The following is a 7,324-nucleotide window of genomic DNA, read 5'->3' on the forward strand; positions in this document are numbered from 1 at the left end:
GGTGCCCCAACGGGAGGGTCAGGGCAGCGGCACACTGCCCTGACCCTCCCGGATCTCACCCCGCTCGGCGTGACGCCGGCCGAACCAGGCCAGCGCGGCGGCGCCGAGCATGACGCCGAACCAGAGCGTGCAGAAGCGGATGATGATCGTCGCGGTGGTGGCGGCGCTGGCGCTCTGGCCGACGAGGGCCACCAGCAGGCCGACGCTGCTCACCTCGGAGGCGCCGAGGCCGCCGGGGAGAAACGAGACCAGCCCAAAGAGCGTGCTCGCCGCGAAGATGAAGGTGGCCTGGAGCAGCAGCAGGGGCGTGCCGCTCACGCCCAGCCCGACCAGCACATAGTAGAAGGCCACGCACTCGAACCCCCACGAGACCACGCTGATCACGGTGGAGACCAGGAGGATGCGCCAGTCGAGCAGCTGCGCCGTGCTGGTGTAGATGTTACGCAGCTTCGGGGCGATCCGCCCGCCGAGGGGCAGCCCCTCGACGCGGTCGATGATCCCCAGCGAGAGGCGGCGGCTCTGGGCCACCAGGATGCCGGCCACGGTGGCGACTAGCAGCACGACGAAGAGGAGCCGCGCGGGGGGGTAGAGGGTCAGGCCGAGGGCCATCAGCAGCAGCATCGCCAGGCCGTCGGTGAGCCGCTCGGCCAGCACGATCGGCGCCGAGACGCTCACGGCAACCCCGTTGACCCGCCGCAGCAGGTAGGACTTGAACACCTCGCCAAGCTTCCCCGGCGTCACCGCCATCACCATGCCGGCGGTGAAGATCAGGCCGCTATCGAGCCGGCTCACGCCATCCCCCAGCCCAAGCCGGCGCAGGTAGTAGTCCCATTTCATGCCGCGCAGGATGTAGTTCAGCAGGGTGAAGCCGAGGACGGCGGGCAGCAGCGCCCAGCGAAAGGAGCCGAGATCACGGCCGACCTCGCGCAGATCGCTGACGAGGCCGATCACGACCAGCACGGCGAGGCCGAGCAGGAGCGAGGCGAGGATCTTGCCCTGGAGCGTTTTTAATGACATTGTGACGCGCGCCTGTCACCATTCAGAATGTTAACGCGATTATAACCGCCCCCCCCATGAGACGCAAACCGCCCGGCGGGCTGCTATAATCTGAGCGCTGCGCGCTCATAATTGCAGATTGCAGATTGCAGATTGCAGATTGTACAATGTGCGCTCAACACTCTGTACTCTGCGCTCTGCGCTCTGCGCTCAACACTCAACACTCAACACTCAACACTCTGCACTCTGCAATCTACACTCTGCACTCTGCAATCTGCAATCTACAATCTGCAATCTGCAATCTGCAATTGCACTCCCCCATGAAACACACAGCCTTTGCCCTGCTCGCGCTGATGATCGCCCTCTCCACACTCGCCCAGCCCCCGGCGGCCTCGGCGGCGACGCCATCGGCCATCCCCGGCGAGCTGATCGTCCGCCTGCGGCCGGGCGTCTGGCCGGCCCTGCGCGGCGGCGCGCTCCAGATCGCCGGCGCGCCCGCCGATGCCCTGGCGTCGCTGAACCGCCAGCTCTCCGCCCTCGGCGCCGCCGCTGCCGCGCCGATCGGCGCGGGCAGCGACACCTACAAGCTCACGATCCGCGCCGACGTGAGCCCCACCGCCGCCGCCACCGCCCTGGCGCGCTTCGGTGCCGTAGCCTACGCCGAGCCGAACCACCGCCGCGTCGCCCAGCGCACCCCCAACGATAGCGTGGTCGACCAGCAGTGGGGGCTGCGCAACGTGCAGGCCTTCGAGGCCTGGGACATCACCACCGGCGGCGAGATCGTCATCGCGGTGGTGGATACCGGCGTCGATGCGGGCCACCCCGACCTGCGCGGCAAGGTGCTGCCGGGCTACAACGCCTTCTCGGGCGGGAGCGACTCCGGCGACGACAACGGGCACGGCACGGCGGTCTCCGGCCTGATCGCCGCCGACACCGATAACGGCAAGGGCGTGGCCGGGCTCTGCTGGGGCTGCAAGATCCTGCCGGTGAAGGCGCTGAACAGCCGGGGCGGCGGCGATGACGCCAGCGTGTCCGCCGGCATCCGCTGGGCCGCCGATAGCGGCGCCCGCATCATCAACATGAGCCTCGGCGGCAGCGATGAGAGCCAGGCCCTGCGCGACGCGGTGGACTATGCGGCGTCCAAGGGCGCCCTCCTGATCGCGGCCTCGGGCAATGAGCGCCAGGACGGCAACGCCGTCAGCTACCCCGCCGCCTACGATAACGTCGTCGCCGTGGGAGCCACCGGCAACACGGATGTGATCACGGGCTTCTCCAACACCGGCCCCTACGTCGACCTCGCGGCGCCCGGCGTCGGCCTGTGGACGACGCTGCCGGGCGGCATCTACGGCCCGCCGAATGGCACCTCGTTCTCCAGCCCCTATGTCGCCGGCGTGGCCGGGCTGGTCTTTACCCTGCGCCCCGACCTGCCGGCCCAGGATATCGCCTGCATCCTGGAGGCCGGCGCCGACGACAAGGGCGCGCCCGGCCGCGATGACGAGTACGGCTGGGGCCGCCTGAACGCGCTCAGGTCGCTCCAGCTGGCCCAGGCCTACACGGGCTGCCCGCTGTATGCGCCGACCCCCGCGCCGACCCCCGCGCCATCGCCGACCCCCGCCCCCGCGCCGTCACCCGCCCACGGCGACGGCAGCGCGCCCCCGGCCCTGACGCCCGTGCCCGCCGGCAGCGTCGGCGCCGACCGGGCCTACTTCCCGGAGACGGGCCACAGCCTGGGCGGCGAGTTCCGCCGCTACTGGGAGCGCCACGGCGGCCTGCCGATCTTCGGGTTCCCCACCAGCGAGGAGCTGCGCGAGGTGGGCGCCGACGGGAAGGCCTACACGGTGCAGTACTTCGAGCGCCACCGCTTCGAGCTCCACCCGGAGAACGCCGCCCCGTACAACGTGCTGCTCTCGCGCATCGGCGATGACATCCTCAAGGCCCAGGGCCGCGACTGGTTCGCCCTCCCGAAGACCGGCCCGCAGCCCGGCTGCCTCTTCTTCGAGCAGACATCCCAGTCGATCTGTGAGCCCTTCCTGAGCTACTGGCGCAGCAACGGCCTGGAGTTCGACGGGCGGGCGGGGAAGAGCTACGCCGAGAGCATGGCGCTGTTCGGCCAGCCGATATCGCCGCCGCAGACCGAGGAGGTCGAGCCGGGGGTCTTCGTGACCGTGCAGTGGTTCGAGCGCGCGCGCTTCGAGGATCACGGCGCGGGGCGGGTGCTGCTCGGCCTGCTCGGCAACGAGCTGCTGCGCGCGCGGGGCTGGCGCTAGAGGGGACAGCGTACAGCGTACAGGGGATAGGTAAGGCATCCTGAAATCTTGTCCCGACGCTATGATTCGATTGTGCGCAACAGCGCAAAAAATAGCGAATCATGAAGGCGAGACACGCTATGCACTCAGTGGTAGCAATCAAACAGGTGCCGGACACCTCTAACGTCCGGATCAACCCTGAGACGGGCACGTTGATCCGCGAAGGGGTTCCGACGATCATCAACCCCTACGACATCCACGCCGTCGAGATGGCGGTGCGGATCAAGGAGCAGTTTGGCGGCACGGTGACGGTGATCACCATGGGGCCGCCCAAGGCCATGGAGGCGCTGATCGAGTGTGTCGAGCAGGGTGCGGATCGGGGGATCCTGATCAGCGACCGACGCTTCGGCGCCGCCGACACGCTCGCGACCTCATACGTGCTGGCGCACACCGTCGAGGCGCTCCAGGAGGCCGGCCCGGTCGATCTGCTGCTGTTCGGCAAGCAGGCGATCGACGGCGACACCGGCCAGGTTGGCCCGGGGGTCGCCGCGCGCCTGCATGTGCCGCTGCTCAGCAACGCCGTCGCGATCGAGTCCTTCGACCCGGTGGCGCGCAAGGCCGTGATCCACCGCAAGATCGAGCAGGGCATCGAGGTGATCGAGACAAGCCTGCCGGCGCTGCTGACGGTCGAGAAGGAGATCGCCGCGGTCAAGCGCGCGCCGCTGCCGAACCTGATCAACGCCGCGAGCTACAAGCCGGAGCTGTGGACCGCCGACGCGCCGGTGCCCTTCGATATTGAGCAGGTCGGGATCAAGGGCTCGCCCACGATCGTCGGCAAGGCCTTCACGCCGCCGGCGCGCGAGGCCGGGGCGATCATGTCGGTGGCCGAGAAGGGCTTGAGCGAGGCCGTGGCCGATGCGCTGGCGATGATCGTCCAGGCCAGCGTCGTCACGCTGCCGAACCAGAACGGAGGCAGGCCGTGAGCGAGCAGGCTGAGAAACCCACCCCGCGTATCTGGGTCTTCATCGAGCAGGAGGAGGGCCAGCCGCACCCGGTCTCGTGGGAGCTGCTGGGTGCCGCCGGGCGGCTGGCCGCAGAGCTGCCCGGCAGCGTGGTCGAGGCCGTCCTGCTCGGCCACGATGTCGCCGAGATCGCGGCGGAGGCCTACCGCTATGGCGCCAGTCGCGTCTACCTGATCGACGACCCGCTGCTTGAGACCTACCGTAACATGCCCTACGGGGTCGGCGTGAGCAAGCTCGTCACGAAGTACCAGCCAGAGATCTTCCTGATCGGCGCGACGACGCTCGGGCGCGACCTGGCCAGCACGATCGCGACCCGCGTGAAGACGGGCCTGACCGCCGACTGCACCGAGCTGGCGATCGACCCCAAGCAGATGATCCTGGCCGCCACCCGGCCGACCTTCGGCGGCAACCTCATGGCCACCATCCTCTGCCGCAAGCACCGCCCGCAGATGGCCACGGTTCGCCCGCGCGTCCTGACGATGCCGGAGCCGCTGCCGGCGGCCGAGGGCGAGCTGCTGCGCGAGCCGCTCGACCTCAGCGAGAGCGACATCCCGGTGCGACGCCTGCGCCTCATCCCCGGCGAGGAGCAGATCAACATCGAGTATGCCGACGTGATCGTCGCGGGCGGGCGCGGCGTGGGCGGGCCGAAGGGCTTCACGCTGCTTGAGGAGCTGGCCGAATCCCTCGGCGGGGTCGTCGGCGCAAGCCGCCCGGTCATCGACGCCGGCTGGATCGGCCACGAGCACCAGGTCGGCCAGACGGGCAAGACGGTGCGCCCCAAGCTCTACATCGCCGCCGGGATCTCCGGGGCGGTGCAGCACACGGTCGGGATGAGCGGCGCCAACTTCATCCTGGCGATCAACTCAGACCCCAACGCGCCGATCTTCCAGATGGCCAACGCGAGCATCGTCGGCGACCTCTACGAGGTGATCCCCGAGCTGATCCGGCAGGTGAAAGGAGCGGGCAATGGCCAGTAAGTACACCTTCGACGCCATTGTGGTGGGCGGCGGGCCGTCGGGAACCGCAGCGGCGCTGACCATGGCCCGCGGCGGCCTGAAGACGGTTCTGATCGAGCGGGGCCGCTTCGCCGGCGCCAAAAACTTCTTCGGCGGGGTGATGTACACCCACGCGCTGGCCGATGTGCTGCCCGAGTACCTGGAGCGCAAGCCGCCCTTCGAGCGGCCCGTCACCGAGCAGGGCTACTGGATGCTCTCGCCCGACAGCGTCGTCCGGATCATGCATAAGAGCGAGCACTACAAGCAGGAGCCGGCCGAGGCGCACACGGTGCTGCGGGCGCAGTTCGACCCGTGGTTCGCCGAGCAGGCCGCCGCCGCCGGCGCGCTCCTGATCACCAAGACCACGGTCACGCACATCCTCCAGGACGCCAAGGGGCGGGTGATCGGCGTCCGCACCGACCGGCCGGACGGCGAGGTCTACGCGCCGATCGTGGTCATTGCCGAGGGGGTCAACAATCTGCTGACGCAGAAGCTCGGCCTGATCAAGAACGACCTCCCGCCGCGCTTCGTGGCCCTGGCGGTGAAGGAGTACATCAGCCTGCCGCCCAAGGAGATCCAGGCCCGCTTCGGGCTCAGCGGCGCGAACGAGGGGGCGGCGATCGATGTCTTCGGCGATGCCACGATGGGGCTCCCCGGCACCGCCTTCCTCTACACCGACCGCGCCGGGCTCTCGATCGGCGTCGGCATGCTGCTTGAGGAGTTCGTCTCCCACAAGCTGCGGCCCTACGAGGTGCTGGCCCGCTTCAAGAACCACCCGGCCATCCAGCCCTACCTCGACGGCGGGAAGCCGCTGGAGTACGGCGCCCACCTGATCCCCGAGACCGGCTACGACCGCATGCCTAAGCTGTCGGCACCCGGGGTCATGGTCGTCGGCGACGCCGCCGGCATGGTCGACGCGATGCATCGCGAGGGCACGAACCTGGCGATGACCGCCGGGAAGATGGCCGGCTCCACGGCGATCGCCGCGCACCAGGCGAACGACTTCTCCGCCGGATTCCTCCGGCAGTACCGGAAGAACCTAGAGGCGACCTTCGTCCTCAAGGATATGAAGCAGTACCGTCGGATGACGGACTTCCTCGACAGCACGCCGCACTTTATGGGAACGTACGCCAACTTCCTGAACGACGCCGCGCTGCGCTACTTCACGGCCCACGGCATGCCAAAGCGCGACATGGAGAAGCAGATCGTCGGGCTGCTGCAGGAGCGGCGCTCCTTCTTCGGGATGGCCTCGGATATGCTCAAGCTGCTGCGCGCGATGAGAGGATAGCACTATGAACGACCGAAAACACCAGCCCCTGAGCCCCGAGCTTGAGGCCACCCTGCCGGCGGTCAATATCGACAACCTGATCGTCTCGATCAAGTACTATGTGGACGAGGAGTTCGCCCACATCCAGGTGCGCGAGCACACGGTCTGCGCCACATGCGGGCCGAAGCCCTGCCTCGACTTCTGCCCGGTACGCGTCTTCACCCAGGACGGCCAGGGCCGCATCTTAGTCGGCTACCAGGCCTGCGTGGAGTGCGGCAGCTGCCGCATCGGCTGCCCCCTTCACAACATCGACTGGCAGCTGCCGCGCGGCGGCTACGGTGTCGCCTACAAGTTCGGCTAATGCCGCGCCGCCGGCTGAGGAGCTATATCATGCACGAGACGGCCATTCTACAGATCGATCAGGCCGCGCTGGCGATGATCCAGGCGCTCGACACATACGGCGAGGAGATGAGCCCGCTGCTCGACCCCGGCTATCTGGAGGCGCTCCAGCACCAGGTCGTCAACCTGCGGCGCGTGCTGCTCGGCCTCGAGATGGGGCTCCTCTACCAGGGCCAGGACTGGCAGGTGCCCGAGGAGCTGCTGGAGCAGGCCAGCCGGGAGCTGCTCCCGGTGGACAAGGCCGCGACCCGCCTGCGGGACGCGGCGAGCCGGGGCGCACAGGAGTAGCGCCCTAGCGCGGGGGCTTGCGGGCCTGCGGCCCCCGGAATTTCTTATGGTTGTGGTGCCAGCAGGCACATGCCGCACTGATGGTGCTGCGGCGCGGCGTAGCCGCGCCGC

7 protein-coding genes are annotated in these 7,324 nt (G+C 68.7%); 6 read left to right on the forward strand and 1 reads right to left on the reverse strand.

The window, feature by feature from the left end:
- Positions 1–18: 18 nt before the first annotated feature.
- Entirely contained in the window at positions 19–1,017 is a 999-nt protein-coding gene (locus K2Z83_RS14660; protein ID WP_220595933.1) for a lysylphosphatidylglycerol synthase transmembrane domain-containing protein, read from the reverse strand.
- A gap of 299 nt (positions 1,018–1,316) precedes the next feature.
- Here K2Z83_RS14660 and K2Z83_RS14665 point away from each other — a divergent pair, with 299 nt between their 5' ends.
- From K2Z83_RS14665 to K2Z83_RS14690, 6 genes are all read left to right on the forward strand, one after another.
- A complete protein-coding gene (locus K2Z83_RS14665; RefSeq protein ID WP_255603987.1) occupies positions 1,317–3,263 on the forward strand; it encodes a S8 family peptidase in 1,947 nt (648 codons plus the stop codon).
- A 119-nt stretch (positions 3,264–3,382) separates the two neighbouring features.
- Positions 3,383–4,225, forward strand: a complete 843-nt coding sequence (locus tag K2Z83_RS14670) for an electron transfer flavoprotein subunit beta/FixA family protein (RefSeq protein ID WP_220595934.1) — start codon at positions 3,383–3,385, stop codon at positions 4,223–4,225.
- Positions 4,222–5,241, forward strand: a complete 1,020-nt coding sequence (locus tag K2Z83_RS29980; RefSeq protein WP_220595935.1) for an electron transfer flavoprotein subunit alpha/FixB family protein — start codon at positions 4,222–4,224, stop codon at positions 5,239–5,241. The genes K2Z83_RS14670 and K2Z83_RS29980 overlap by 4 nt, the downstream gene beginning before the upstream one ends.
- The gene (locus tag K2Z83_RS14680) at positions 5,231–6,547 is read left to right on the forward strand and encodes an FAD-dependent oxidoreductase (RefSeq protein WP_220595936.1); all 1,317 of its coding nucleotides are present in this window, start codon (positions 5,231–5,233) and stop codon (positions 6,545–6,547) included. Before K2Z83_RS29980 ends, K2Z83_RS14680 begins: the two co-directional genes overlap by 11 nt.
- Positions 6,548–6,551: 4 nt before the next feature.
- Positions 6,552–6,887 (forward strand): ferredoxin family protein, encoded by a 336-nt coding sequence (locus K2Z83_RS14685; protein ID WP_220595937.1) that lies wholly within the window; start codon positions 6,552–6,554, stop codon positions 6,885–6,887.
- A 29-nt stretch (positions 6,888–6,916) separates the two neighbouring features.
- On the forward strand, positions 6,917–7,213 hold the full coding sequence (locus K2Z83_RS14690; protein WP_220595938.1) for a hypothetical protein: 297 nt from the start codon (positions 6,917–6,919) through the stop codon (positions 7,211–7,213).
- Positions 7,214–7,324: the final 111 nt, after the last annotated feature.

The sequence above is a fragment of the Oscillochloris sp. ZM17-4 genome (assembly GCF_019599295.1).
In the GTDB taxonomy this organism is placed as follows: domain Bacteria; phylum Chloroflexota; class Chloroflexia; order Chloroflexales; family Chloroflexaceae; genus Oscillochloris.

Excerpts from the sequence above, each read along its gene's own strand:
- K2Z83_RS14685 (WP_220595937.1), top strand. The coding sequence starts at position 6,552 with ATGAACGACCGAAAACACCAGCCCCTGAGCCCCGAGCTTGAGGCCACC.
- K2Z83_RS14670 (WP_220595934.1), top strand. The coding sequence starts at position 3,383 with ATGCACTCAGTGGTAGCAATCAAACAGGTGCCGGACACCTCTAACGTC.
- K2Z83_RS14665 (WP_255603987.1), top strand. The coding sequence starts at position 1,317 with ATGAAACACACAGCCTTTGCCCTGCTCGCGCTGATGATCGCCCTCTCC.
- K2Z83_RS14660 (WP_220595933.1), bottom strand. The coding sequence starts at position 1,017 with ATGTCATTAAAAACGCTCCAGGGCAAGATCCTCGCCTCGCTCCTGCTC.
- K2Z83_RS14690 (WP_220595938.1), top strand. The coding sequence starts at position 6,917 with ATGCACGAGACGGCCATTCTACAGATCGATCAGGCCGCGCTGGCGATG.
- K2Z83_RS14680 (WP_220595936.1), top strand. The coding sequence starts at position 5,231 with ATGGCCAGTAAGTACACCTTCGACGCCATTGTGGTGGGCGGCGGGCCG.